At 44.3% G+C, this 318-nt stretch carries 1 protein-coding gene; it reads left to right on the top strand.

The window, feature by feature from the left end:
* Positions 1-318: hypothetical protein (locus CCAND38_RS11820; protein WP_042343537.1), on the top strand; the 318-nt coding region annotated here is incomplete at both ends.

Here is a 318-nt window from a genome sequence, read left to right as displayed (position 1 = left end):
AATGGAGCGACCCCTGATAATTGTGATGATGCTACGGTAACGATCACGGTTGAAAACAGCATCGTAGCTGATAACGATGATTTAGGTACGGTAGTATCGGGTGGCACCACTACGCAAACGGTTATTAGTAATGACAAGCTCAATGGTGTACCTGTGGTTATAGGCACAGAAGTAGGTAAGGTAACGCTTACTCCAATAGTTACTCCAACGGGCATTACGATAGATGCTACTAACGGAAAAGTAACGGTAGGAACGAATGTTTCGAGCGGAGTTTATACGTTGACGTATAAGATTTGTGAGAATGGAGCGACCCCTGAT

Source organism: Capnocytophaga canis, assembly GCF_000827555.1.
Classification (GTDB): domain Bacteria; phylum Bacteroidota; class Bacteroidia; order Flavobacteriales; family Flavobacteriaceae; genus Capnocytophaga; species Capnocytophaga canis.
Note: the sequence above shows the minus strand (reverse complement) of the source record. Positions and strands in the feature narration are given on the sequence as shown.